This window comes from Streptomyces sp. DSM 42067, assembly GCF_055792885.1.
In genome coordinates this window covers 6,981,864-7,006,685 of sequence record NZ_CM147706.1, presented here as the reverse complement: position 1 = coordinate 7,006,685, position 24,822 = coordinate 6,981,864, and the positions used below count along the sequence as shown (strand labels likewise).

The following is a 24,822-nucleotide window of genomic DNA, read 5'->3' as shown; positions in this document are numbered from 1 at the left end:
CCCTGATCCGCGCTTCTCGATTCCTGACCGATCTGGCCACCTGTTTCACGGATGAGAGGCAAACCAGGACAACTGGAACACTTCGACACCCATTCGGCCGCAGTCGAGTTGCGCGGGACGGATGCCCGACTGACCGTCAAAAGGTGCCCCTGCGTGACACGCCAGGCTCACCCGAATGCCACCCCGGCGCGAAGTCCATCTCATATCTGAGATAACCTGCGCCACATGGCAGACGACTACCTCGTACGCATCGGCAAGCTCATCCGTGACGCGCGTCAGCATCGCGGCTGGTCGCAGGCGCAGCTCGCGGAGGCCCTGGGCACCAGCCAGAGCGCGGTCAACCGAGTCGAACGCGGCAACCAGAACATCAGTCTTGAGATGATTGCCCGCATCGGGGAAGCGCTGGACAGTGAGATTGTCTCACTGGGGTACGCGGGCCCGATGCACCTTCGCGTGGTGGGCGGCCGCCGGCTGTCCGGATCCATCGACGTCAAGACGAGCAAGAACGCCTGCGTGGCGCTGCTTTGCGCATCGCTGCTCAACAAGGGGCGTACGGTGCTGCGCCGCGTCGCCCGTATCGAGGAGGTGTACCGGCTCCTCGAGGTGCTCAACTCCATCGGTGTGCGCACCCGTTGGATCAACGACCGGGTCGACCTGGAGATCGTGCCGCCCGCCGAGCTCGACATGGGCGCCATCGACGCGGAGGCGGCCCGCCGCACCCGCTCGATCATCATGTTCCTCGGCCCGCTTCTGCACCGTATGGACCATTTCAAGCTGCCGTACGCGGGCGGCTGCGACCTCGGCACGCGCACCGTCGAACCGCACATGATCGCGCTGCGCCGGTTCGGCCTCGACATCACCGCGACCGAGGGCCTCTACCACGCGCAGGTGGACCGCGCGGTGGCGCCGGAGCGCCCGATCGTGCTGACCGAGCGCGGCGACACCGTGACCGAGAACGCGCTGCTCGCGGCCGCCCGCCACAACGGCACGACCGTCATCCGCAACGCCTCGTCCAACTACATGGTCCAGGACCTCTGCTTCTTCCTCGAGGCGCTCGGGGTCAAGGTCGACGGCATCGGCACGACGACGCTGACCGTGCACGGCGTACCGAACATCGACGTGGACGTCGACTACTCCCCCTCCGAGGACCCGGTCGAGGCCATGAGCCTGCTCGCCGCGGCCGTGGTCACCGAGTCCGAGCTCACCGTGTGCCGCGTCCCGATCGAGTTCCTCGAGATCGAGCTCGCGGTGCTGGAGGAGATGGGCCTCGACCACGACCGCACCCCGGAATACGTCGCCGACAACGGCCGCACCCGGCTCGTGGACCTGACCGTCCGGCCCTCCAAACTCGAGGCGCCGATCGACAAGGTCCACCCGATGCCGTTCCCCGGCCTGAACATCGACAACGTGCCGTTCTTCGCGGCCATCGCCGCCGTCGCCCAGGGCAAGACCCTGATCCACGACTGGGTCTACGACAACCGCGCGATCTATCTCACCGATCTGAACCGCCTCGGCGGACGACTGCAGCTGCTCGACCCGCACCGGGTGCTGGTCGAGGGCCCGACCCGCTGGCGGGCCGCGGAGATGATGTGCCCGCCGGCCCTGCGACCGGCCGTCGTCGTCCTGCTCGCGATGATGGCCGCCGAGGGCACGTCGGTACTGCGGAACGTGTACGTCATCAACCGCGGTTACGAGGACCTGGCGGAGCGGCTGAACTCGGTGGGGGCGCAGATCGAGATCTTCCGGGACATCTGACCGGGCGATGCCGCCGCACCCTTCCTGACCTGCACGAATGCCAGTCATGAAGGGGTGCGGCGGCACCTCTGGGAATTCTCTGGGACTTTGGGCCTGGACCGGGCCTCTGCCGGCCGTCCGGGCTACGCGAAGACCGCGTCGATGGCGGTGCTGCCGCGCGCACCGGCGCGGGGCAGGAAGTGCGCGTACTTCCGCAGCGTGAATCCGGGGTCCGAGTGGCCGAGCCACCGGGCCAGAGACACGACCGACTCGCCGGCCTCCAGTTGCTCGGAGGCGTAGAAGTGGCGCAGGGCATGGGAGCCGTGCTCCCGGGAGGGCTCCCATACTCGGGCCCCGTCCAGGGCACTCTCCTCCAGCGTGGCGATCACGCCGGCCCCTGCCAGGGCGGGCTTCCAGACGTAGGAGTTGAAGTAGTTCCGGTTGATCGCCTTGTGCTCGCGCCCCGTCACCAGGAGGTTGTACGTCCTCGGCCTCCGGTGCTTGGCCTCCACCGGTGTCTCGGCCGGGCGCGGGTCGTCCCACGGCATGGTGACCGGCACGGGTGCGAAGACCTTCATGTGCCGCCGTATGGCCTCGGCCACGCTTGCGGGCAGGGGCGCGTCGCGGACCTTGCGGCCCTTGGGGAGCGCGAAGCACAGCTTCGTCCGCACCATCTTGACCTGGCGTCGGACGTGGACGACTTCCTCGTCGAAGTCGATGTCCTCCATGGACAGGCCGAACGCCTCCCCCTGCCGGAGTCCGAGGCCCGCGCCAATCTCAACCAGGACGCGATAGCGCTCCGACAGGGCTGCGCGTACGGCCAGGACCCGCTCGGGCGGCCACGCCTCGACCCGGCCCGGTGCAGCTGCCGGAGGGCGGACGGTACTCGCGCGACACGGGTTGCGCGCGAGGCGTCGGTCTTCGACGGCTGCCTGCAGTACGCCGGACAGCGTCGCCCAGACGAGACGGATCGAGGTGGGGCCGAGGTCCTTCTCCAGCCGCTTCTTCCAACTCCGCAGCGATTCCGTTCCGATGCTGTTGAGCGGCAGCGCTCCGAGGTGCGGGACGATGTGCCGACGCACCCGCTGCTCGATGCGCTCAAGGGTGGACGGGTCGCCACTCTGGGTGGGCCACCAGTGGGTCGCGATGTAGTCCTTCAGAGAGATGGCTCCATCGCGTGGATCGACGAACTCGCCTCGACGTGCGTCGGTCTGGGCCTGGGCGAGCCAGGTCTTGGCGTCCTGAAGCGTGTCGAAGGAACGGTCCTTGACGCCGGGGATGCCCTTCACGCGGTAGCGGGTGCACTAGCCGTACAGAGCAGTGCGCTCGCGTTTACCAGTCTTCGGGTTGGGGCGCTTCTTCAGCCATCGGTCTTCTATGTAGCCGGCCAGGTGGAACTCCTTGTCGAAGGTGGATGGATACGGCGTCCTGCCACGCCTGAAGCGTCAGGCGCCGGGGAAGGGGGCGGACCGCTCCTGGGGACGGGCGTTCAGTGGGTTCAGGGCCGTGTTGGACCGCGAGTCGGCCTGCTCTTGCTCACGGACCCAGGCGTCCAAAGCTTCCAGCCGGTACATGACGCGGCCGCGTGGCCCCATGCGGAAGCTCGGGGGTCCCTGCCGCCGGTGGCGCCAGACGTAGAGGGTGTGCGGCGAGAGGCCGAGATACTCGGCGGCGTCATTCACGGTCAGGAACGCCGTGCGTATGGCACTCGGGGAAGCAGGAGTAGCGGATCGGGCAAGCGACGTTTGTGCAGGCATAGAAGGTTCTCTGTGAGGTTTCGGGGGTGCGCCCCAGGCGGGCGGAGAACGGCTCTCCGAATGTCAACCAGCTCTGTCAGCGCGTTGGGGCCTCGCGTCGCGGTGGTACTGCGCAGAGAGGGACCTCGTCACGTGACGGCGTCGTTGACGTAGGGACCTGCGAGGTGGCGGAATGAGATCGGTAGGTGCCCGCGCTCCGTAGATCAGCCGGAGCGCGGGCCGGTTTCATCGCTTGAGCTCCGGAAGGGCCGTGGCCTCGGCCAGGTGGTCCCAGTCGAGGCCGGCGTCCTCCCGGCGGAAGCAGTACGGGTAGCGAAGCGCCAGCCAGTCCGGGGTCACGCCGGCCAACTCGGCAACCGCGAAGGACGAGATGCCCATCCTCAGCCACTCCGCCAGGCAGGACTCACGGAGGATGGAGATGGGCTCCCCCAGGCGCCAGGAGTACAGCTCGTCCCGGTGCAGGACGGCCTCTTGGGCCTGCTGCCACACCCGCTGGCAGACGGAAGCCGGGAGCAGCCCACCGCTCCTGCCGGGAAACAGCAGATCATCCTCCCGCAGACCAGCCCCATCGATCCATTCCCGCAGGAACTCAACGAACCGGGGCTGGAGGGGAATCTCCCGCGCTACTCGATGACGAACTGTCAACTCACCCCCGTCGCCCTCCAGGAGCACCACGTCGCGGACTCGCAGAGCACGAGCCTCGCCCGGACGCAGCGCCTGCTCGGCCACGGTGAGCATGAAGGGGTACACCGAGCGATCAGCACCCGCGTGCCCACGTATCCACTCAAGCAGCGATCGAACCTGCTTCACGGAAAGCAGCCATTCTTCGTCCATTACGTCTACGGTCACAGCTCTGAACTCCTCAGGAAAAGGGGACGGAATGCGCCACGCGGGGATCCGCGCGACAGGTTCAATGCTCCGCACGATCCCCGGTTTCGGTAACCGGGAATCCCGTGCTATAAGGCCACCGGCCTCCACGACGCTGACGTCAGATCTCGTTGACTAACGTCTTGACCATCGCGCGCAGCAGATCGGGACTCGCCGCGGCGAGGTTGTCTTCGGCGAGGGCGTGCGGGGGCACACTGTCGGGTGCGGTCATCGTGCTGATCTCCTTCGAGCTTCGACATCTCGAAGATCAGCCGGTGGCCGTTCTTGTATCCGGACACTCACTCCGACGCCGGGGCAAACGCCCGGATCAGGTGGGAGCCCGTACACCACTTCTCAGGACGCAACCAAGCGGCCGAATCGAGCAGGCGTCTTCCAAGCGCTTGGCCGCAGGTTCGAGTCCTGCCGGGGGCGCGCATTTCATACAGGTCAGAGGGTGTTTTTGACCCGCGCAAGATCACTTGCGACGGGTTCCTTTATTGCCTTCGAGCGCCCTTTTGCCCCGCTTCGCACCCCATCTTGAGCCGCTCCGTCCCATATACGTCCCGCGCGTGACGGCGTCCGCCTACCCCCGGAGTCACTTCCAGGAGCGAAGTACCTGGTCAGGGTGCTTCTGATAGACCATCGCCTATGAACAGAGCAGGCGCCGAAGCGGCACCTGCCCTATTCGCGAACCGGCGCCACTGCGACGTCCACCTCGCCCGCAGGCGAAGCCGTACGGGCCGCACAGCGGAGCGGAACGGCGGCGGCGGCGGCGAGGAAGTGATCCGCGCCGCTCGCGACCTTCTGCCCGACCCCGGCCGCTCCATCACCTCGATCGCGAAGCTGCTGGACGTCTCACACCGGGCACCTCTACAACCACATCCCCGACCTGAAGGAACTGCGCGCGGGCGCCGTACCTCGCCAGCTCGAGGCGCCCGCGAAGTAGGCGAACTTCAGCAAGATCAATCTCACCGGGATTTCCTGTACCTCAACTACTCACACCCGGAAACGGCGAGGCCAACGCCAGCATCGGGCATTTCCCCTGCGTCGAGCGCGACAAGGAGATCGCTGAGCGCCTCGTGTGGCATGCCGGTGGTGAAGCGCGCATTCCACTCCGTCATCGCGGAGGCCACGTGCGGGCAGGCGCTCAACTGAAATGCGACAGGCAGTCCGCCGAGTTCGAACCGGGTAGCTGGCCAGGATCCACTCAGCGCCGCGCAGCCCGTCCGGACTCACGTACAGAAGGATGTGACGGGATGTCGGCCACATCCATCCGAGACCGGCGAGGGTATCGCCGATCTGTTCGGCGAGAGCGTCGTCGTCGCCGGCCAAGTGGCGCGAGGCAAGCCAGCACGCCGGGTCCGGCGAAGCGGGCTGGGAGGGGTCACTGGGATGGTGCGCGTGCAGGGATGCCTTCGTGGACTTGGAGATGGGGCACAGGCCGTCGTTGCTCGGCCGTGTCGTACTGCGTCGCGGCGCGGTGGTGAGATCCGACCCCCGTTCCTCTGCGAACTCGCAGGTCACTTCCCCCGTCATTTGACCTGAAGTGAAAGAAGGACGCGCCGCTGATGGCGGTGCAGCGCCGGTCGCGATGTTCCGCGCACTCGCATGATCAGCTGACAGGTTCTTCAAGAGTTCTTCATCGGCCCCGTCCTACGGTCGGTCTGCCCGCCGCGCCCGCGGACGGGTCCGACAGGAGAGCGGGAGAACCGGTGAGGACGAATCGGGTACTGCTGGCCGCGGTGGCCTCGGTCATGGCGCTGGCGCTGACCGGCTGCGGGGGCGACGACGGCAAGTCGGAGGTCCCGACGGCCGCGAGTGGCGGCGCGACCACGTCGTCCGCCGGCTCGGACGGGCAGAGCGGCGGAGACGAATTGGCCGCGTACGTGAAGGCGCAGCGGGAATGGGTGACGTGCCTACGGGACAACGGCGTCGATGCGCCGGACCCGGACGAGAAGGGCGAGGTCGACTTCGGCAGCGGCGACGGAGCGCTCGCCCTGAAGAAGGATCCGACGTTCGTCAAGGCGTCGCAGAAGTGCGCTGACAAGAAGGTCACCGTCCCCGAGAGCATCGAGGACGCCAACCGGCCCAAGCTCACTGACGCGCAGATCAAGGTCGCGCGCGACTACGCGGCCTGCATGCAGAAGAACGGCGCCCCCGACTACCCCGACCCCGGCCCCGACGGCTACCCGAAGAACAACAACTCGGGTGTCTCCGAGTGGGACCAGAGCTCGGCCGGCGCGCAGCGCGCGACGCGCGTCTGCGCACCGATCGCCGGTAACCCGACCAACCCGCCTGCGGCCAAGGGCTGACGGTGACGGAGACGGAGACGCAGACGCAGATCGATGACGCGGACGAGACGGCCCTCGCGCCGCCTCCGTCTCACGGCCGGCGCGGCCGGCGTACCGTGCTGATCGCCTCGGCCGTGGTCGTCGTGGCGGCGGTCGCCGTGGCCGGCGCGCTCGGGCTCGGCGGCGGGGACGAGACGCCGAGCGCCCCACCCCGGGCCGGCTCCGTCATTTCGGTGGCCCGGCAGACACTGACCGAAAGCACCACGGTGGACGGCCAGTTGGGCTACGGCACCGAACTGCCGCTGCCGGTCAAGGCGACAGGGACCGTGACGTGGCTGCCCGAGCAGGGCGCGACGGTCGAGCGCGGCGACGAGCTGCTCCGGGTCGACGACCGGCCGGTGACCCTCATGTACGGGTCGCTGCCGATGTACCGGAGCCTGGGACTGACACCCGCGGCCGCCGACCAGGACTCGGGCGAGCAGCAGGCGGGCGACGAGGACGGCAAGTCCCCGACCCCCTCCGCGTCATCGGCGCCGGAGGACACCACAGCAGGGCAGGACTCCGGCACCTCCCAGGCTCCGAGCGAACTGTGGGGCATGGATGTCATGCAGTTCGAGACCAACCTGGCCGCCCTCGGCTACACCGGTTTCACGGTGGACGAGCGGTTCACCACCGGCACCGCCGCGGCGGTCAAGCGGTGGCAGAAGTCGCTCGGACTGGCCGAGACCGGCACGGTCGGCGTGGGTGATGTCATCTACTCGGCCGGAAAGGTACGGATCGGCCGGGCCGGCACCCGGCCCGGCTCGGCGGTCGGCGAGAACACCCTCACCTACACCGGTACCTCCCGGAAGGTGATCGTCAACGCCTCGGCCGCGGACGCCACCTGGGCCGTACGCGGGTCCGCCGTCGCGGTCGGGCTGCCCGACGGCACACCCGTGAAGGGCGAGGTGGCGTCGGTGGGCAGGCAGGCGACCGCGCCCGAGGCGGGCAGCGGCGACGGCGGCTCGGGGCAGGCCGCCACGATTCCCGTGACCATCACCATCAAGGACCAGAAGTCCCTGGGGCGGCTGGAGAGCGGCCCGGTGACGGTCGAGTACGTGGGCAAGGAGGTCAAGGACGTGCTGGCCGTCCCGGTGGCCGCGCTGGTGGCACTCGCCGAGGGCGGCCACGGGCTGGAGACGGAAGACGGCCGGTTCGTCGCCGTGAAGACCGGTCTCTTCGCCGACGGCGACGTGGAGGTGAGCGGTCCCGCGGTCCGCGAGGGCATGAAGGTGAGGATCCCGGAGTGACGGCGGTCGTGGAGTTCGACGCGGTCTCCAAGATCTACCCCGGCGGGGTGGCGGCCGTACGGGACGTGAGTCTGGGCATCGAACGGGGCGAACTGGTCGCGATCGTCGGCACGTCGGGCTCCGGGAAGTCCAGCTTGCTCAACCTCATGGGGAGCCTCGACCGTCCTTCGGCCGGCCGGGTCCTGGTCGACGGCCACGACGTGGCGAGCCTGTCGGACCGGGAGGTCTCCGCCCTGCGGGCCACCCGGATCGGCTTCGTCTTCCAGCAGTTCCACCTCGCGGTCGGTGTCCCCGTACTGGACTCGGTGGCGGACGGCCTGCTCTACGCGGGCGTCCCGCTGCGCCGGCGCCGGGCCAGGGCCGCGGCGGCGCTGGCCCACGTCGGGCTCAGCCACCGCGTCCACCACCTGCCGCACCAGCTGTCCGGCGGCGAGCGGCAGCGGGTCGCGGTCGCCCGCGCGGTGGTCGGCGAACCGTCGGTGCTGCTGGCGGACGAGCCGACCGGAAACCTCGACTCGGCGTCGGGCGCGACCGTCCTCACCGTGCTGCGGGAACTGAACGCCGCCGGCACGACCGTCGTGATCATCACCCACGACCGCGACATCGCCGCCCAGCTGCCGCGCCGCATCGAGATGCACGACGGCCGTCTGATCGCCGACACGGCACAGCGCACGACGATCGGGGCACCTCGATGACGGACAGTACGACGAACCGGCAGGACCCGGAGTTCCCTTCCGCGGTGGCGGGGTATTCGGGTTCGGAGTTCCCCTCCGCGGCGGCGGGGTCCCCGACCCCGAATACCCCTCCCACGGCGACGGAGTCCCCGGACCCGCAGACCCTGCAATTCCGCGCCGCCCTGCCCCCCACGCCGTCGGACGCCACTGCCCCCGGGCCGGGCCCGGCCCCGGGCCGTAAACGGCCGCGGCTGCGTGCCGCGCGGCTCGGTCCCGCGGACGTCGTACGGCTCGGCGGCACCGGCCTGCGGACCCGTCCGCTGCGGGTCTTCCTCTCCGCGCTCGGTATCGCCATCGGTGTGGCCGCGATGATCGCGGTGGTCGGCATCTCCGGCTCCGGACAGGCGGAGGTCGACCGCCGGCTCGACGCCCTCGGCACAAACCTGCTGCGGGTCGCCCCCGGCCAGACCCTGTCCGGCGACGCCGCCGAGCTTCCCCCGGAGGCCGTGGCGATGATCCACCGGGTTCCCCCGGTGCAGCAGGTCGCCGCCACCGGCGAGACCGGGGCCAACATCTACCGCAACGAACGCATCGCCGTCGGCCGCACCGGATCCCTCAGTGTCCTGGCGGCTGGCTCAGACCTCCTGCCGACCGTCGGCGGGCACGTCCGCGAGGGGCGCTGGCTGGACTCCGCGACGGAGCAGTACCCGGCTGTCGTGCTCGGGGCGACCGCCGCCCAGCGGCTCGACGTCCACACCCCGGGAACCAGGGTCTGGCTCGGCGATCGCTGGTTCTCGCTGGTGGGCGTCCTCGATCCTGTACCGCTCGCGCCGGAGATCGACAGCGCCGCACTGGTCGGCTGGTCGGCCGCCGAGACCTACCTCCGCTTCGACGGCCATCCGTCGACGGTGTACGTCCGTGCGCAGGACAGCCAGGTCGCCTCGGTACGGGCGGTACTGGCGGCCACGGCGTACCCCGAGAAGCCCGGCGAGGTGCAGGTCTCCCGCCCCTCCGACGCACTCGCGGCACGCGAGGTCACCGAGTCGGCCCTGACCGGCCTGCTGCTCGGCCTCGGCGGTGTGGCACTCCTTGTCGGCGGGGTCGGTGTCAGCAACACCATGGTCATCTCGGTGCTGGAACGCCGCCCGGAGATCGGCCTTCGCCGTGCCCTGGGGGCGCGACGGGGGCAGATCCGCCTGCAGTTCGTCACGGAGTCCCTGCTGCTGTCGCTGATCGGCGGGCTCGGAGGGACGGTGCTCGGGACGCTGATCACTGCCGGGTACGCCGTCAGCCGCGACTGGCCGACGGTCGTCCCGGCGTGGGCAAGCGCGGCGGGCATCGCCTCGACGCTGGTCATCGGCATGATCGCGGGCCTGTATCCGGCGGTCCGGGCAAGCAGGTTGTCGCCCACCGAGGCACTGTCCGGCACATGAGCGCTGCCCGACGCGCAGATCGGCACCCCGGCAGGGTAGGGGCGCCCCCGATCGGGACTGCCCCTACGCTGCTCAGGTGCGCACAGCAGCCCCGTAGCCACGTTAGCCGTCCTCGCCGACGTGTGACAGCGCCAGTCGAGCGCGCTGGTGTCGCAGGCGATGCCGTTGATGCCACAGCCTGTGCCGGAGCCACTTCGCATGTCGGCCCCGTTCGCCGTTCCACCCCGGGAGCTGCCGTCCTTGTCCGAGACCGTCGTACCGCACGAGGCGTGCGCGGCAGCGTGCGATCACCTCCGAAGGAGGCACGGTGAGCTTCCGGCTCCGCGTCCTCGGCCTGCTCATGCTGGTGGCGCTGGCAGCCACCGCCGCCACCGCGTGGCTGACGCTGCGGCAGGCCAACCGCCAGGTCCAGGAGACCGTCACGGCCGGTCGTCAGGAGGTCTCCCGGATCACCGGCGAACTGCGCGCGTACGGATTCGCGCACGGCACCTGGGAAGGGCTCTCGCCGACGGTGGCCGAGCTCGCCCGGGACACCGGCCAGCGCATCCGGGTCGTCACGGAGTCGGACGTCCTGCTCGCCGATTCCGACGCCCTCGCCGGCCGAGATCCCCGTGCTCTGAGCAGCCAGCCTCCGGTCCTGGTCAATCCGCGCCCCGTCCTGCGGTTCCCGGAAGGCCGGGTACCGCAGACCTCGGCGAAAATCGCCGCCACCGCGATCGCCGACTACCGCGCCGAGGCGGTGTACGCGGCCTGTCTGACCCGGGCCGGGGCGGAGGTGACGGCCGCCGCGGACGACTTCGGGGTGCCCCGTATCAGCACCGACCGGCGGCCCGCGCAGTGCGATGAGCCGAAGCCGGGAGCGCACCCGCTGACCGCGCGGGACCTCGACGCGGTCCGCTCGTGCGGGACCGGGCGGGGGTTCACCGCCTGCCTGCAACGCGTGTTCAACGAACGGACCGCTTCCGTCGCCCCGCCGCGCCTGGAGATCCGCCTGGGCGTCCAGAACGAGTCACCGCCCACCCTGGCCGCCGCGCCCACCGTGGCCGTCGCGGTGGGGGTCGCCCTCGCGGCCGTCCTCGGTGCCCTGCTCCTGAGCAGGGCCGTACTGCGCCCCGTCCGTGCCATGACGCTCGCCGCGAAGGGGCTCGGCGAGGGCGATCTGGGACGGCGGGTCCCCGTCTCCGGCCGGGACGAGATCGCGCAGCTCGGCGGCGCCTTCAACCGCATGGCCGATTCCATCCAGGCCGGCGAGGAACGCCAACGCCGCCTCACCGGTGACATCGCGCACGAACTGCGCACCCCGCTGGCCAATCTGCGCGGCTATCTGGAGGCCCTGCGGGACGGCGTCGTCGAACCGACCCCCGAACTGCTCGCCTCCCTGCACGAGGAGGCGATGCTGCAGCAGCGGGTCGTGGACGACCTTCAGGACCTCGCGCTGGCGGAGGCCGGCACGCTCACCTACCACCCCACCGAGGTCGACCTGAGGGAACTGCTGGAAGCCGGCCGCACTGCCCACCGCGCCCAGGCCGAAGCAGCAGGCGTCGCACTCGAACTGGAAGCACCGCGGCCCGTGTTCGTGACCGCGGACCCGGACCGGCTGCGCCAGGTCGTAGGCAACCTGGTCGGCAACGCGTTGCGCGCGACCCCGGCGGGCGGCAGCGTGACCCTGGCCCTGATCCCCCGGGGCGAGCTCGCCGTCGTGGAGGTACGGGACACCGGCAAGGGAATAGCGGCGCAGGACCTGCCGCATCTCTTCGACCGCTTCTGGCGAGCGGACGCGTCCCGGGGCCGGGCGACCGGCGGCAGCGGCCTTGGCCTGTCCATCGCCCGCCAGATCGTCACCGATCACCGAGGCACGGTCGAGGTGCGCAGCACGGTCGGGGTGGGCACGACGTTCACGATCGTCCTGCCCACGGCTCCGGGAGGCGGCGCGTCAGGAGGGCGCTGAGCCCGGACCGTCGTTGAGGCGGTAGCCCCGGCCGTACACCGTCTCCAGGTGGCGGGGGCGCCCGGGGTCCGCCTCCAGTTTCCGGCGCAGGTTCATCACATGGGCGTCGACGGTCCGTTCCTGCACGTCGTGGTCGAAGCCGAAGACGCGCTCGATGATCTGCGCCCGGGTGAAGACCCGGCCCGGTTCCCGGGCCAGCGCCTCCAGGACGGCGAACTCCTTGGCGGTCAGGACCACGGGCTGCCCCGCCACCCGGACCTCGAAGCGCGCCGTGTCCAGCTCCACCGCGCCGACCCGCAACACCGCGGGCTCCGCCGAACCGGCGGGCTTCCCGGACCGGCGCAGCAGCGCTCGTACCCGCGCGGTCAGCTCGCGGGGGCTGTAGGGCTTGGTGAGGTAGTCGTCGGCGCCCAGGTCGAGGCCGAGGAGCATGTCCTCCTCGGTGGTGCGGGCGGTGAGAAGCAGAATAGGAACGTCCGATTCGGTGCGCAGAATTCGGCACACATCAAGTCCGTCGACCAGCGGCAGCATCACATCGAGAACGATCAGATCGGGTTTCGACGAGCGGGCCCGTTCCAGCGCCGCGCGGCCGTCGGCCACGACCTGCACCGCGTTTCCTTCCCGCTCCAGATAGATCCGGATCAGTCGAGACTGTTTCTCGTCGTCCTCGGCCACCAGAATCCGAGCGCCCACTGATTCTCCCCCAGCAAGGTCCTGCGCGTTCCTGAACGGTAATACACCCGACGCCCGCCGACCGGTGCGCCGCCGACCACCACCCGGTCCACCTCGCCCCGGTCACTGGCCCCAGCCTCGATCAGATCGACAGCCTCCAGCCGGACCTGCTCCTGCCGAGCCCGCTCATCCGCCCTCAGCCCACCGCCACCGACATCGGCATGCCGCAGCCTTCATCTAGCCGTCACCGCACCCCGTAACCCGCACCTTTAGAGATCTCTGGAGCGTGCATGGCGTCGCCCGGCAGGCGGGATTTTGACGACAGGACCCGAGCACCGACGGACTATATCGGCGGCCTCCCTACCTCCATGGTCACACCGGCAACGGAACCCGCGCCAACAGCCCCAAAGAGCCTGATTCTCGCCTTCGAATGCGACCACGAACAACGGAGTGTGACACTTGCATCAGAGAAATTGAGGCAAGTTTCCAGCCCCCTAGGACCGCATAGCGAGGAAGCGCACCCATGAACGGATTCATCGGACGCCGCACCGAGCTCGGGCTCCTGGAGGACCTCCTGCAGCCGGTCTCCACCGGCGGGCGCGGCGGACGGCCGGGGCGAGCGGTACTGATCCGCGGGCGCCGCCGGGTCGGCAAGTCCCGCCTGGTGGAAGAGTTCCTGGAACAGGCCGGACTCCCACACGTCTTCTTCACCGCCGTCGGCGGCTCGAGGGAGGAAGACCTGGCGGGCTTCACCACCGAGGTGGCCGCCTCCAGCCTGCCCGACGCCTCCCGCTTCGCAGACTTCACCGCCCCCCAAAGCTCAAGGCCGTGAAGTTAGGACTTGCCGTTTAGCGGGGAGCCAGATGGCCGGTGCTGCCGCCGTCGGTGTCGGCCGCGAGAGACAGCACGATCTTGCCGAAATGGCGACCGTCTTCCATCAACTCGTGCGCGCGGGCGGCATCGGGCATGGGCACGATGGAGTCGATCACGGGCCGAACCGTGCCTGCGGCGACCATCGGCCAGATGTGCGCTGCCGTGCCGGCGACGATGCGTGCCTTGTCGGGGCGTGAGCGGGCGCGCAGTGTGGAACCGCGGACGGTGAGGCGGCGTCGCATGATCGGTTCCAGGTCGACGTCTGCCCTGCTTCCCCCTTGTAGTCCGATGATGAGTAGTTTCCCGTCATCGGCGATGGCGTCGATGTTGCGTGCCAGGTAGGGGCCGCCGACGCAGTCGAGGGCGATGTCGGCGCCCCGGCCGTCGGTGGCCTCGTGGACGGTGCGGACGAAGTCGGCGGAACGGTAGTTCGCCGCGGCCACGGCACCCAGTTCGAGGCAGCGCTGTGCGCGTTCGTCCGAGCCGCAGGTGACCACCGCTCGCGCGCCGAGAGCGGTCACCACCTGGATCGCCATCGTCCCGATGCCCGACGCCCCACCGTGCACGAGTACGGTGTCACCGGCCTTGAGCCCACCGTCGCTGATGAGGTTCGAGTAGACCGTGCAGGCCGCTTCCGGCAGTGCGGCCGCTTCGAGCAGTCCGATGCCCTGCGGGACTGGCAGCAGTTGATCCGCCGGCACGACGACCTGCTCCGCGTAGCCACCCCCCGTCAGCAGGGCACAGACCGGGTCGCCCACACGCCGGCCGGTCACCCCGGCGCCGACCTGGGTGATGGTGCCGGAACATTCCAGCCCCAGGATGTCCACTGTTCCTGACGGGACCGGGTAGCGGCCCCGCCGTTGGCTCAGGTCGGCGCGGTTCAACGCGGACGCTGCCACGGTGATGACCACTTCGTCGGGCCCGGGCTCGGCGGCCGGTGTCTCGACCCAGCGCAGTACCTCTGGACCGCCGTGATCGACGTATCGAATTGCCTTCATCGCAGCTTCCTGGATCCGTGTCGTGGGGCTTTCGCCGGGACTCTCGGGCCTGATGAGCGGCCTCACCGTGCGGGCGCGTGCGCGCCTGTCATGAGTTCGGCGAGGTCGTCGGGGCGGGTGAACGACGGGGGCGGCGGCGGGCCCCAGTTGTAGCGGGCGGTCTTTCCCTCGAACACCTCGGGCTTCCAGAGCTGGTCGTCCAGGATCATGTCGAGGTCGCTGTAGTACTCGGCGAAGGTTCCGGACGGGTCCCGCAGATACCAGAAGAAGTTGGACCCCACGTGGTGGCGCCCCAGCCCCCATACGTGCCGCGCGGGATCCTGCTCCAGCATGGCGGACGCGCCTCGGCCGACCTCGTCCACGTCGTCGACCTGCCAGGAGCTGTGGTGCACGAAGTTGACCGGCGTGTTCTGCACGAGAAGGTTGTGGTGGTCGGTGGAACACCGCATGAACGAGCCGCGGTCCTTGATCTGGTCGCTGACCTTGAACCCGATGCCGTCCCGGAAGAACCGCATGCTGGTCTCCAGATCGGTGGAACCGAGCACCACGTGTCCGAGCTTGCGTGGGCGTACCCTTCCCGCGCGGTCCAGCGCCGCGGCCCGTGCATTCACCCGTGTTACCCGCCCGGGGGCGTTGTAGGTCTCCGGTTCGCCGACGCCGGTCTGCGTGATCGGCTCCTGGACTTCCAGGGTGACGGTGACGCCGGTGACCGGCTCGACCGCGGTCAGGGTGGCCACTCCCAGCTCGGCGGCGAAGCCCTGGGCGGTCAAACGGGACTGTGCCCGGAGCAGGTCGTCATGATCGTCCACGCCGATGGTCATGTCGACCAGCCGACGGGTCGGCTGTGTGACGAGTCGCAACTGCTCGCCCCCGTCGCGGGTGGCGAACCGCCCATCGCCCAGCGGCTTGAGCCCGAAGTCCTCGTAAAAATCGGCTACTTGTGTCACGTCGGGCACACCCAACGTGATCCGGCGCATCGTGTGAAGGCCCATGACGTACTCCTTATCGGTCGGTTTGCGAGTGGCCGGGGCCGTTCGTCACGGGGCGCGATCCCAGGACCGGCAGGTAGGGAGCGAGCGAGGCGGCGACCTCTTCGGCATCCGCGGGGCTGAAGGCCGCGCAGATGTACCGGTCCGGTCGGACGAGCAGCAGCCATGTGGTGCCGTCGGTGGGGAACGGCAGCAGCGATTCGGCCTCGGCGACGGCCGTGGCCGCGGAGCACTCCCGGGGGATCCGGCCCTGCGGGAGGAGTGACACGTAACGGGGGTCGAGGGAGGCTAGGGCCGATCGGCTGACCGCGGTGAACGCCTCGGGGTCGTGGCGCGTCCCGAGGGCCAGCACCGCCCACCCGTTCCCGAGCGGCTCGTCGAGCCGGCGGCGGACGCCGGCCGAGTCGATCACCATGGGCTGCGGAAGTTGCCTGCCGAGCAGATCACGGCCGACGCCCGTCGGTGCCGCGACGCATCCGTCGGACACCCGCGTGGTGGGGAAGAACCGCATTTCGGTGAGGTATCTGCGGGCCGGGGGAACCAGGCGGAGCAGACCGAACACCACGTCGCGGGCGAGCGCCTGGACCCGGCTGGTCGTCATGACCAGTCGGCCCAGCGTGGCGGAGAGGTTCACCATCTGCCTGCTGTGCGGCCGGCGTTCCAGCTCGTAGCTGTCCAGCAGTGCCGGGCCGGCCTGCCCGGAGACGGCTGCGGCGAGCTTCCAGGCCAGGTTCCGGGCGTCCCGGATGCCCGAGTTCAAGCCCTGTCCGGCGAACGGGGGCATCATGTGCGCCGCGTCCCCGGCGAGGAACACCCTGCCCTCGCGCCAGCGGTCGGCGATCAGGCGGTGTGCCACGTAGACGGCTTTCCGCCGCACGTCGGCCGGGTCGAACGGACGGTACCGGCTCAGCAGCTCGGTCAGGAACGCGTCGGTGAGCACGGCCTCGGCGTTCTCACCCGGCAGCAGCATGAACTCGTAGCGACAGCGTCCGCGGACACCGGGCACCACGACGGTGGGGCGTTCGGGGTCGCAGTAGAACATCGAGGCCCGCTCGTCATGGGGATCGTTGACCATGTCGAGCACGATCCATGGCTCGGTCTGGGACGAGCCGGACATGCTGATACCGAGTTTCTCCCGGACGGTGCTGGCCCCGCCGTCGCAGGCCACCAGGTACCGGCAGCGCAGTTCCGTGCCGTCGGCGGTGATGACGGCGACGCCGTCGGCGTCCTGGCTGATATCGCTGACGCGCACGCTGTAGCGGACGTCCACGCCCCGGTCGACAGCATCCTTGCCCAGCACCTCGACCAGCTCGGGCTGGTCGAAGAGGTTCTTCGTGGGATACCCGAAGCGTCCCTGGCCGGGGCGGGCCACGGCGAACCGCCGGCCGTTGCGGCCGAAGTAGTGCGCCGCCGAGTTCAGGACCATGTTCGGCGCGAGGGCGGACACCAGCCCGAGCGCTTGCAGGGCCCGCAGCGACTCGTCGGCCAGCGCCACCGCACGTGGTTCGGAGCAGACGCCCTCCGAGCATTCCAGGACCGTCACGGAGACGCCGTGCTGGGCGAGCAGGTTGGCCAGCATCAGGCCGGTCGGGCCGGCGCCGACGATCGCGATGTCCGTCATGCCGGAACCTCCTCGGCCAGTGCCAGATCGGCCTCGGTGAACCGTTGGACCTCCTCCAGCGATTCACCGGGGGCCAGCTCGCGAACGACCACACGCTCTTCGGTGATGTCGAAGACACCGCGGTCGGTGATGACAGTGTCGACCACCTGGCGACCGGTGAGCGGGAGATCGCAGGTGCTGACGAGCTTCGGCCGCCCCGACCGGTCGCTGTGGCTCATCAGTACGATCACCCGTCGGGCGCCGTGGACCAGGTCCATCGCACCGCCGATTCCCCGCACCACTGCGCCCGGCACCATCCAGTTCGCCAGGTCACCGCAGGCCGACACCTGGAAGGCCCCCAGTATCGCGGTGTCGACGTGTCCGCCACGGATCAGTCCGAAGGACATCGCCGAGTCGAAAAAGGACGCGCCGTCGACCGAGGTGATCGGCTCCTTGCCGGCATTGATCAGTTCCGGATCGACCGCATGGTCGTCGGGGTACGGACCGACGCCCAGCATCCCGTTCTCGCTGTGCAGCATCACCTCGATGCCGGACGGGAGGTGGCCGGGAACGAGGGTGGGCAGGCCGATCCCGAGATTGACCACCTCACCGTCGCGCAGTTCGCGTGCCGCTCGGCGCGCCATCTCGTCACGACTCCAGGACATGGCGGACCTCCTTCGCCGGCCCAGGGGCGATCGCCGCCTCCGCGGGATCGATCGGCCCGGCGACCACATGGTCCACAAACGCGCCGGGCAGGTGGATGTCGTCGCCGGACAGCTGGCCGAGCTCGACGATGTGCCGGGCCTCGGCGATCGTGGTGCGTCCGGCCGTGGCGAACACCGGATTGAAGTTGCGCGCCGTGACCCGGAACCTCAGGTTTCCCCAACGGTCGGCCTGTTCGGCGTGGACCAGGGCGATGTCCGGTGTGATCGCGTGCTCAAGCACGTGCACGACACCGTCGAACGTCGCGGTGGGTTTCGGCTCGGAAGCCCGGGCCACCGTCCCGTCCGGGGCGTGGCGCAGCGGCAGCCCGCCCTCCTGGACCAGCGTCGCCACACCGGTCGGCGTGTAGAAGGCCGGAATGCCGGCGCCGGCCGCGCGCACCCGCTCGACCAGCGTGCCCTGCGGCACCAGCTCGACCTCGACCTCACCGGCGAGGTAGCGGCGCTGGAGCTCCTTGTTCTCGCCGATGTACGACATCGTCACCTTGGCGATCCGGCCCGCCTCCAGTATGCGGCCCAGCCCCCACCCGTCCAGGCCGCAGTTGTTGCAGACGACGTGCAGGTCTTTCGCGCCGCTGTCGAGCAGCGCGTCCACCAGGGCGACGGGAACCCCGGACCGACCGAACCCTCCCACCGCGACGACGGCCCCGTCTCCCACGGCCGCGATCGCCTCGGCAGCCGTCACGATCTTGTTGATGGGCATCGTCAGGCCGCCTCGTCGGCGACCACGTTGACGAGGGTGCCTATACCGCTGATCTCCACGGAGACGGTGTCCCTGTCCTGCAGGAAGGTCGGAGGCTCGCGGAACAGGCCCACACCGCCCGGGGTGCCCGTGACGATCACGTCTCCCGGGTTGAGGGGGGTGAACGTGGAGATGTAGGCGATCAGCGAGGGGATGTCGAAGACCAGGTCGGCCACGCCGGCGGACTGCCTGACCTCGCCGTTGACCCGCGTGGTCAGGGTCAGCGCGCGGACGTCGGGCACCTCGTCCGCCGTCACGAGGGCGGGGCCGAACCCACCGGTTCCGGGGAAGGTCTTGCCGGGCATCCACTGCTGGGTGTGGCGCTGCCAGTCCCGCACGCTGCCGTCGTTGTAGCACGCGTACCCGGCGACGTGGTCGAACGCGTCGGCGGTGGCGATCCGGCGCCCGGGCTTGCCGATGACGACGGCCAGTTCGCCCTCGTAGTCGAACCGTTCGGTCTCCCGCGGCTTGATCAGGGGGCTCCCGTGGCCCACCTGGGAATCGGCGTACCGGGGAAAGACGGTCGGGTACTCGGCCGCTGTGCGCGACGCTTCCTCCCGGTGGGCGTGGTAGTTCACGCCGACGCAGAGGATCTTGCCCGGGTCGGGGATCACGGGGAGCAGCTCGACCTCCGCCAGCGAGCAGTCGACGTCGGCGCCCTGGGCAGCGGCACGAACCTCGCTCAGCGCGTCGTGCTCAAGGACGTCGCGGATGCTCCGGTAGCGGCCGGAGAGCAGGCCGCCACCGTCGATGATCTTCTCGCCGTCGAGGACACCGAACGACTCCATGCCGTCCTTGCGGAAACTTGCCAGCTTCATGGTCGTACTACTCCTGTTCGAAAGGGATGGGGGTCGGGGCGGCGGCCACGCCTGTCGTTGACGAGCCGCCGCCCTTGCTCGTCCCTCGTCGCTCCAAGGCCCGATGGGCACGTTGGAACGACGAGGGACGCGTTATTCGGCGACTGCCAGTCGCGGTTCGGGAGCCGGCTGCGCGAAGGAGGTGCGGTAGGACTCGGTGACGCGCAGGATCGCGATCAGGCTCAGCAGGCACACGCCGCCGACGAACCCGGCGATGAGCAAGGTGCCGTTGCCTCCGGAGGCACCCAGCAGTGCTCCCGCGATCATCGGTGTGAATCCGGCGCCGACCGTGGCGGACAGCTGGTAGCCCAGCGACGCTCCGGTGTAGCGGTGCTCCGCGCCGAACTGCTCGGTGATGAACGACGAGGCGACGCCCAGCAGGGAACCGACCACCAGCCCGTAGCCGAGCAGGAACCCGGCCAGAACGAGCCACTGCGATCCGCTGCCCAGCAACTGGAGCACCGGGTAGATCAGGACGCCACCGGCGATGACTCCGCCGAGCAGCACGGGTCGGCGCCCGATCCGGTCGGACAGCGTGCCGAACCCGATGACACTGAAGATGTTGACCACCGAAGCGAGTGCTTGCAGCAGGAGGGCGGTGGACCGCGACACGCCGCCCTCGACCACGATGGTCAGGCCGATCGTCGCGAGGAGCGACTGGTAGACCATCGCCGCCATCACGCTGACCGCGACGACGATCACCAGGCCCGGCCGCCGCAGCACCTCGACGATCGGCGGCGCGGACCGCCCGGCGGCCTCCTTACGCCGCAGCGCCTCCAGGAACACCGGCGACTCCGCGATCTGCAGACGGACCCACAGGCCGATCACCAGCAGCACGCCGCTGAGCAGGAAGGGCACCCGCCAGCCCCAGGCGAAGAACGCGTCCGCCGGCATGAGCGAGACGATGCCCAGGACGAGCGCGGCCAGTACCGCCCCGCTCGGGCCCCCGGCGTTCGCCACCGCGGCCGCGAAGCCACGACGCCCGTCGCCCGCGTGCTCGACCGCCATCAACGACGCCCCGCCCCACTCGCCGCCGACCGCGATGCCCTGCACCATCCGGAGGAGGACCAGGATGATAGGTGCCGCGATCCCGATCTGCTCGGGGCTGGGGATCATTCCGATCAACATGCTCGCGATGCCCATCATCAGCATCGACAGCACCAGCATGGACTTACGTCCGACGCGATCGCCGAAGTGGCCGAAGATCACGCCGCCGAGTGGGCGCACGATGTATCCGATGGCCAGCGTGGCCAGGGAGAGGATCGTCCCCGCGAGCGGCGGCAGGTCCGCGAAGAAGACCTTGTTGAAGACGAGGGTCGCCGCTGCCCCGTAGATCAGGAAGTCGTAGTACTCGATCGTCGTGCCGAGATAGCTCGACGCCAGTACGCGTCGAACCTCTCTGCGTCTTGTGGCGATATCTGTTGATTGACCCGCGGAAGCATTCATCGCGACTCCGTGTGATGGGTAGGGCCGTGGCCGCAGAGATCCGTGACAGGGTCACCCGCGCCGCGTCCCGCGATGGCGGTGCGACCGTTGTCCGGTGAGGCGGGACGCTACGAGCCGATGAAATACTTGTCAATAGAGAATATATTCTTATCCTCATGTTATGGTCTGGGCCATGGCGAAACGGGGATCATCCGACAGCTTGGGTGCCGACGTGCACGAGCGTGTGCGGTCCGACATCCTGCGTGGACGCTGGGTTCCGGGCGAGCGACTGCGGCCGGCCGCCCTGGCGTCCGAGTACGGCGCCAGCACGACGGTGGTACGAGAAGCGCTCACGCGCCTGGTCGGACAGAAGTTCGTCACCCTCGAACCCAACCGCGGCTTCTTCGTCCCCCGCCTGTGTGCGAACGAGCTGCAGGACCTCACCCTCGTCCGCTGCCACCTCGAGTCTCTGGCCCTCGGGCTGGCGCTCGAGCGGGGCGATGTGACCTGGGAGTCCGAACTGATCGCCTGCCACCACCGGCTGGCCAAGACACCTCGACGGCGGCCGGAGGCACCCGCGGACACCAGCGACGAATGGTCAGCGGCGCACCGGGAGTTCCACTACAAGCTGATCGAAGCCTGCGGCGTACCGGTGCTGCTCGACATGTGCGGCGGCCTGTTCGACGCCACGGAGCTGTACCGCCGGTGGTCGGCACCGCGCACCAGTACGCCGTCTCGTGATGTGGAGGCCGAGCACGCCGGGTTGCTGGAGGCCGCCCTGGCACGTGATGTGAACGTCGCCACCGCGCGCCTGCGAGCGCACTACGAGAAGACCGTGGAGGTCCTCCTGCAGGGCGGCCTCGCGCAGCGCGCGGTCCCCTCGACGTCCGCCACCGCCGACTCCGAGTAGCGTCCACGCCGTCCACGCCCCGTCGCAGCCGCATCAGACCCTGCAACGCGCGATCCGAGCGGCCGTGGCCGCAGCCACCGGGCCGGGTGGCAGCGCTCACCTCACCCAACGCATACATGACGGCACGGAGGCGTGGACGGCACGACGTGCCGATGGTGTCGGGGCCGTCAACGTCGCCGTACGACGAGTTGTCAAACCAAGGCGTTCACGCCTGTGAGGTCGCGGCCGATGATGAGCTTCTGCACCTGGCTCGTGCCCTCGTACAGAGTGAGGACGCGTGCGTCACGCAGGTACTTCCCGACCGGGTACTCGTCGATGAAGCCGTATCCCCCGAACACCTGAAGGCACCTGTTGCTGACCCGCACGGCCGTCTCGCTCGCGTGGTACTTGGCCACGGAGGCATCGGTCGCGTACTCCTTGGGTGTGGCACCGGCGTCAGCCATCCTGGCGACCTGGTGAGTGAGCAGCCGGGAAGCCTGTACGTCCACGGCGGACTCGGCGATCAGCTCCTGCACCATCTGGAACGACGCTATCGGCTTGCCGAACTGCGTCCGCTCGGTGGAGTAGCCGACGGCGGCGTCGAGCGCGGCCTGGGCCACGCCGACGGCGCCGGCCGCCACCGAGATCCTCCCGCGGGACAGCGCCCCGAGGGCGATGCCCAGTCCCTTGCCGACCTCTCCGAGCCTGGCGGAGTCCGGGACGCGCACGCCGTCGTAGGTGAGCTCGGCGGTGGCCTGGCCGCGCAGTCCGAGCTTGCCGTGGATCTCGGTGGCGGTGAATCCCGGAGTGTCGGTAGGCACCAGGAAAGCGGTGATGCCTTGGTCGCCCGTGCGGGCGAAAGTGAGGGCCACCGAGGCAACGGTTCCGTTGGTGATGAACATCTTGCTGCCGTTGATCACCCAGTCGTCGCCGTCCCGGCCGGCCCGGGTGGTGAGGGAGGCCGCGTCGGAGCCGGTGCCCGGCTCGGTGAGAGCGAAGCAACCCAGCGCCTCGCCGGCGGTCAGACGCGGCAGCCACTCGTCCTTCTGCTCCGCCGTCCCGTGCGTGGCAATGGTCTTGCTGACCAGGCCGAGGGAGACGGAGACGATCCCCCTGACCGAGGAGTCGCCACGCCCGAGTTCCTCGGTGACCAGGACGTAGGAGAGCATGTCGGCGTCCACCCCGCCGTAGTTCTCCGGGATCATCAGTCCCAGGAACCCCAGCTCTCCCAACTTCTTCACGATCGCCGGATCGACTCGCTCGGCCCGGTCCCACTCCCGGGCGTGGGGCACGATCTCCTCGTCGATGAACTTCGCGGCCATCGTCCTGATGTCGCGCTGTGTCTCCGTCAGTCCGAAATCCCGTGAGTACATGGGTCCTGCTCCCTCATCCGTTCTCATGGACCTGTGGCATGGGCGTGCAGTGGTTCAGCGCACGATGTGCACGGGGTCGGTGCCCCGTTCCGTCAGGGGCAAGCCGAGCTGGGCCCGCTCGGTGACCCACCGCGTCGGCCGGTATCGGGGGTCGCCGGTCGTACGGTGCAGGGCCTGCTGCATCGACAGCAGGCGGCGAGCGCCGATGCGGTCACCCCAGGCCAGTGGTCCGACGGGGTAGCCGAGACCGGCCGTGACCGCCACGTCGATATCGTGCGGGGCGGCGATCGACCGTTCGCCGATCGACGCGGACACCGAGACGATCGACGCCAGCAACCGTTGCGCGACCGACCCCGCGGTGTCCCGGATGACGGACACCGCGTGTGACCTGCCCGGCTCGCCGGTTCCGGCCAGTACGGCCCGCGCGTCCCGTACCGCGGCCGGATCCGACGCGGGAGTGACGGCCAGGACACGGCGGCGCGTGCCCAGGGACAAGGGATCGACGCCCAACGTGCGTTCCGCCGGCAGGCCGGCCTCGGCCACCTCTTCGGCGACCGTGGTCCCCCAGGTGGGGACCAGGACCACGGCGCGCGCCGACGGCTCGGCCTCCAGCACGGCGCCCGCACGATGCAGGGCCTTGCGCAGCGCGTCGAGGTCCGCCCCTACGCCGTGGACGTGCACGGGCCGCCTGGCATCGCCGTCGACCAGCGGCTCGCCGAGGGTCGACGGCTCGTCGGGACCGTAGGTGTAGAAGCCGCGGCCGGTCTTGCGCCCGAGCAGGCCGGCGGCGACCCTGTGTGGAGTGAGGTAGGAAGGCCGGAGACGGTCGGAGTGGCGGAAACCCTGCCAGATGGACTCGATCACCGTGGCTGTGACGTCCAGTCCGGTGAGGTCCATGAGTTCGAACGGGCCCATCCGCAGGCCGAGCACGTCGCGGGCGATGAGGTCGATCCCGGTCGTGTCGGCGACGGATTCCTCCAGCAGCGCGAACGCCTCAGTGACCAGTCCGCGGCCGGCGTGATTGATCAGGAAGCCGGGGGTGTCCGCCACGACCACCGCGGCGTGACCCGTCTCCCGGACCAGCTCGACGAGCGCGGGAGGGATGTCCGCGCGGGTGAGCGCTCCCGGCACCACCTCGACGATCTTCATGAGGGGGACCGGGTTGAAGAAGTGGAGGCCGACGAGCCGGGAGGGATCCGAGAGCCCGGCCGCGATCCGGGTGACCGACAGCGAGGAGGTGTTGGTCGCGAAGACCGCCTTCGAAGGCAGCTTCTCTTCCAACTGGCGGAACAGCCCGACTTTGACGGAGAGTTCCTCCAGGACGGCTTCGACGACCAGGCCCACGTCCTCGCCGGGCTCCGTCGGGGAGCGGAGCGGGATGAGCCGGCCGAGGGCGTCCGCGGCGGCCTCGGAGGTCATCCGCTGTCTCTGTACGGCGCGTTCGATCATCGACTCGATGAAGTCGACGGCTTCTGGAACCGCTTCCTCGCGGGCGTCGCAGAGTTCGACGGTGTGACCGGCGACCAGCGCCCACTGGGCAATGCCGCGGCCCATGACGCCGGCACCGACGATCCTGATGTGCACGAACTCCTCGTTTCTCTGATGCGGGTGGACACGGTCGGGCCGGCATGCTCACGCGGCGGCCGTAATCCGGCGCCTCTGCCGTGCCGACAGGCGCTCACTCACGGT

Annotated in this window: 21 protein-coding genes; 8 read left to right on the top strand and 13 right to left on the bottom strand. The window is 69.5% G+C overall.

What is annotated here, in order from left to right:
* The first annotated feature begins 225 nt into the window (after positions 1–225).
* The gene (locus ACSMXV_RS31675; RefSeq protein ID WP_473174562.1) at positions 226–1,755 is read left to right on the top strand and encodes a UDP-N-acetylglucosamine 1-carboxyvinyltransferase; all 1,530 of its coding nucleotides are present in this window, start codon (positions 226–228) and stop codon (positions 1,753–1,755) included.
* Positions 1,756–1,877: 122 nt separating this feature from the next.
* Here ACSMXV_RS31675 and ACSMXV_RS31670 read toward each other — a convergent pair whose 3' ends face one another.
* The 3 genes from ACSMXV_RS31670 to ACSMXV_RS31660 all read right to left on the bottom strand — a co-directional run bounded on the left by ACSMXV_RS31670 (position 1,878) and on the right by ACSMXV_RS31660 (position 4,340).
* Positions 1,878–3,023: a tyrosine-type recombinase/integrase gene (locus ACSMXV_RS31670; protein ID WP_473174561.1), complete on the bottom strand. Its 1,146-nt coding sequence runs from the start codon at positions 3,021–3,023 to the stop codon at positions 1,878–1,880.
* Positions 3,024–3,179: 156 nt separating this feature from the next.
* On the bottom strand, positions 3,180–3,416 hold the full coding sequence (locus ACSMXV_RS31665) for a helix-turn-helix transcriptional regulator (RefSeq protein ID WP_473174560.1): 237 nt from the start codon (positions 3,414–3,416) through the stop codon (positions 3,180–3,182).
* 300 nt (positions 3,417–3,716) lie between these two features.
* Complete coding sequence (locus ACSMXV_RS31660; RefSeq protein ID WP_473174559.1) at positions 3,717–4,340, bottom strand: tyrosine-type recombinase/integrase; 624 nt, start codon at positions 4,338–4,340, stop codon at positions 3,717–3,719.
* Between the two features lie 1,730 nt (positions 4,341–6,070).
* Between ACSMXV_RS31660 and ACSMXV_RS31655 the strand changes: the two genes are divergently transcribed.
* From ACSMXV_RS31655 to ACSMXV_RS31635, 5 genes are all read left to right on the top strand, one after another.
* Positions 6,071–6,670: a hypothetical protein gene (locus ACSMXV_RS31655; protein ID WP_473174558.1), complete on the top strand. Its 600-nt coding sequence runs from the start codon at positions 6,071–6,073 to the stop codon at positions 6,668–6,670.
* A 2-nt stretch (positions 6,671–6,672) separates the two neighbouring features.
* Positions 6,673–7,938: a peptidoglycan-binding protein gene (locus ACSMXV_RS31650; protein WP_473174557.1), complete on the top strand. Its 1,266-nt coding sequence runs from the start codon at positions 6,673–6,675 to the stop codon at positions 7,936–7,938.
* The gene (locus ACSMXV_RS31645) at positions 7,935–8,633 is read left to right on the top strand and encodes an ABC transporter ATP-binding protein (RefSeq protein ID WP_473174556.1); all 699 of its coding nucleotides are present in this window, start codon (positions 7,935–7,937) and stop codon (positions 8,631–8,633) included. Before ACSMXV_RS31650 ends, ACSMXV_RS31645 begins: the two co-directional genes overlap by 4 nt.
* Positions 8,630–10,045, top strand: coding sequence for an ABC transporter permease (locus ACSMXV_RS31640; protein ID WP_473174555.1), 1,416 nt, complete (start codon positions 8,630–8,632; stop codon positions 10,043–10,045). The genes ACSMXV_RS31645 and ACSMXV_RS31640 overlap by 4 nt, the downstream gene beginning before the upstream one ends.
* A gap of 307 nt (positions 10,046–10,352) precedes the next feature.
* The gene (locus ACSMXV_RS31635; protein ID WP_473174554.1) at positions 10,353–11,993 is read left to right on the top strand and encodes a sensor histidine kinase; all 1,641 of its coding nucleotides are present in this window, start codon (positions 10,353–10,355) and stop codon (positions 11,991–11,993) included.
* On the opposite strand, the gene ACSMXV_RS31630 is transcribed toward ACSMXV_RS31635, so the two are convergent.
* Positions 11,979–12,686, bottom strand: a complete 708-nt coding sequence (locus tag ACSMXV_RS31630) for a response regulator transcription factor (protein WP_473174553.1) — start codon at positions 12,684–12,686, stop codon at positions 11,979–11,981. The genes ACSMXV_RS31635 and ACSMXV_RS31630 overlap by 15 nt on opposite strands.
* A gap of 502 nt (positions 12,687–13,188) precedes the next feature.
* Here ACSMXV_RS31630 and ACSMXV_RS31625 point away from each other — a divergent pair.
* Positions 13,189–13,497 (top strand): AAA family ATPase, encoded by a 309-nt coding sequence (locus ACSMXV_RS31625; protein ID WP_473174552.1) that lies wholly within the window; start codon positions 13,189–13,191, stop codon positions 13,495–13,497.
* A 16-nt stretch (positions 13,498–13,513) separates the two neighbouring features.
* Here ACSMXV_RS31625 and ACSMXV_RS31620 read toward each other — a convergent pair whose 3' ends face one another.
* The 7 genes from ACSMXV_RS31620 to ACSMXV_RS31590 form a co-directional block, all read right to left on the bottom strand.
* Positions 13,514–14,536 carry an NAD(P)H-quinone oxidoreductase gene (locus tag ACSMXV_RS31620; protein WP_473174551.1) on the bottom strand — a complete coding sequence of 341 codons (1,023 nt, stop codon included), beginning with the start codon at positions 14,534–14,536 and terminating at the stop codon, positions 13,514–13,516.
* Positions 14,537–14,598: 62 nt separating this feature from the next.
* The gene (locus ACSMXV_RS31615; protein WP_473174550.1) at positions 14,599–15,528 is read right to left on the bottom strand and encodes a VOC family protein; all 930 of its coding nucleotides are present in this window, start codon (positions 15,526–15,528) and stop codon (positions 14,599–14,601) included.
* A gap of 10 nt (positions 15,529–15,538) precedes the next feature.
* Positions 15,539–17,146, bottom strand: coding sequence for a bifunctional 3-(3-hydroxy-phenyl)propionate/3-hydroxycinnamic acid hydroxylase (locus ACSMXV_RS31610; protein WP_473174549.1), 1,608 nt, complete (start codon positions 17,144–17,146; stop codon positions 15,539–15,541).
* Positions 17,143–17,790 carry a 3-oxoacid CoA-transferase subunit B gene (locus ACSMXV_RS31605; protein WP_473174548.1) on the bottom strand — a complete coding sequence of 216 codons (648 nt, stop codon included), beginning with the start codon at positions 17,788–17,790 and terminating at the stop codon, positions 17,143–17,145. The genes ACSMXV_RS31610 and ACSMXV_RS31605 overlap by 4 nt, the downstream gene beginning before the upstream one ends.
* On the bottom strand, positions 17,774–18,550 hold the full coding sequence (locus tag ACSMXV_RS31600; RefSeq protein WP_473174547.1) for a CoA transferase subunit A: 777 nt from the start codon (positions 18,548–18,550) through the stop codon (positions 17,774–17,776). Before ACSMXV_RS31600 ends, ACSMXV_RS31605 begins: the two co-directional genes overlap by 17 nt.
* 2 nt (positions 18,551–18,552) lie before the next feature.
* Positions 18,553–19,407: a fumarylacetoacetate hydrolase family protein gene (locus ACSMXV_RS31595; RefSeq protein ID WP_473174546.1), complete on the bottom strand. Its 855-nt coding sequence runs from the start codon at positions 19,405–19,407 to the stop codon at positions 18,553–18,555.
* A gap of 132 nt (positions 19,408–19,539) precedes the next feature.
* On the bottom strand, positions 19,540–20,892 hold the full coding sequence (locus tag ACSMXV_RS31590; protein WP_473174545.1) for an MFS transporter: 1,353 nt from the start codon (positions 20,890–20,892) through the stop codon (positions 19,540–19,542).
* Between the two features lie 172 nt (positions 20,893–21,064).
* On the opposite strand from ACSMXV_RS31590, the gene ACSMXV_RS31585 reads away from it, so the two are divergent.
* Positions 21,065–21,781: a GntR family transcriptional regulator gene (locus ACSMXV_RS31585; RefSeq protein ID WP_473174544.1), complete on the top strand. Its 717-nt coding sequence runs from the start codon at positions 21,065–21,067 to the stop codon at positions 21,779–21,781.
* Between the two features lie 191 nt (positions 21,782–21,972).
* Here the strand turns inward: ACSMXV_RS31585 and ACSMXV_RS31580 are convergent, their stop codons facing one another.
* Both ACSMXV_RS31580 and ACSMXV_RS31575 read right to left on the bottom strand, forming a co-directional pair.
* Positions 21,973–23,133 (bottom strand): acyl-CoA dehydrogenase family protein, encoded by a 1,161-nt coding sequence (locus ACSMXV_RS31580; RefSeq protein WP_473174543.1) that lies wholly within the window; start codon positions 23,131–23,133, stop codon positions 21,973–21,975.
* A gap of 54 nt (positions 23,134–23,187) precedes the next feature.
* Positions 23,188–24,717 (bottom strand): 3-hydroxyacyl-CoA dehydrogenase, encoded by a 1,530-nt coding sequence (locus tag ACSMXV_RS31575; RefSeq protein WP_473174542.1) that lies wholly within the window; start codon positions 24,715–24,717, stop codon positions 23,188–23,190.
* Between the last annotated feature and the right edge of the window lie 105 nt (positions 24,718–24,822).

Bases quoted from the DNA above. Each gene is read 5' to 3' on its own strand.
- ACSMXV_RS31675 (WP_473174562.1), top strand. From the start codon at position 226: ATGGCAGACGACTACCTCGTACGCATCGGCAAGCTCATCCGTGACGCG.
- ACSMXV_RS31640 (WP_473174555.1), top strand. From the start codon at position 8,630: ATGACGGACAGTACGACGAACCGGCAGGACCCGGAGTTCCCTTCCGCG.
- ACSMXV_RS31625 (WP_473174552.1), top strand. From the start codon at position 13,189: ATGAACGGATTCATCGGACGCCGCACCGAGCTCGGGCTCCTGGAGGAC.
- ACSMXV_RS31620 (WP_473174551.1), bottom strand. From the start codon at position 14,536: ATGAAGGCAATTCGATACGTCGATCACGGCGGTCCAGAGGTACTGCGC.
- ACSMXV_RS31615 (WP_473174550.1), bottom strand. From the start codon at position 15,528: ATGGGCCTTCACACGATGCGCCGGATCACGTTGGGTGTGCCCGACGTG.
- ACSMXV_RS31610 (WP_473174549.1), bottom strand. From the start codon at position 17,146: ATGACGGACATCGCGATCGTCGGCGCCGGCCCGACCGGCCTGATGCTG.
- ACSMXV_RS31605 (WP_473174548.1), bottom strand. From the start codon at position 17,790: ATGTCCTGGAGTCGTGACGAGATGGCGCGCCGAGCGGCACGCGAACTG.
- ACSMXV_RS31600 (WP_473174547.1), bottom strand. From the start codon at position 18,550: ATGCCCATCAACAAGATCGTGACGGCTGCCGAGGCGATCGCGGCCGTG.
- ACSMXV_RS31595 (WP_473174546.1), bottom strand. From the start codon at position 19,407: ATGAAGCTGGCAAGTTTCCGCAAGGACGGCATGGAGTCGTTCGGTGTC.
- ACSMXV_RS31590 (WP_473174545.1), bottom strand. From the start codon at position 20,892: ATGAATGCTTCCGCGGGTCAATCAACAGATATCGCCACAAGACGCAGA.
- ACSMXV_RS31585 (WP_473174544.1), top strand. From the start codon at position 21,065: ATGGCGAAACGGGGATCATCCGACAGCTTGGGTGCCGACGTGCACGAG.
- ACSMXV_RS31580 (WP_473174543.1), bottom strand. From the start codon at position 23,133: ATGTACTCACGGGATTTCGGACTGACGGAGACACAGCGCGACATCAGG.